Raw genomic sequence first — 225 nt, 5'->3', positions numbered from 1 at the left:
ACGGCGGCCCCGACGCCCCCGGAGCCCTCCCCGCCGTCCCGGGCGGCGCCCGGCTCGCGTACGTGATGTTCACCTCCGGCTCCACCGGCCTGCCCAAGGGCGTCGGAGTCACCCACGCCGACATCACCGCCCTCGCGGCCGAGCGGACCTGGGCGGACGGCGCGGCCGACGCCGTCCTGCTGCACTCCGCGTACGTCTTCGACGCCTCCACCTTCGAGATCTGGG

1 protein-coding gene is annotated in these 225 nt (G+C 76.0%); it reads left to right on the top strand.

The window, feature by feature from the left end; all coding sequences use genetic code 11:
- A partial coding sequence (locus GT042_RS15215) for an AMP-binding protein (protein WP_161309245.1) occupies positions 1–225 on the top strand: 225 nt, incomplete at both ends.

This window comes from Streptomyces sp. SID3212, from assembly GCF_009865405.1.
GTDB lineage: Bacteria > Actinomycetota > Actinomycetes > Streptomycetales > Streptomycetaceae > Streptomyces.
The sequence above is the reverse complement of the archived record's forward strand: the minus strand, read 5'-3'. Positions and strand labels throughout refer to the sequence as shown.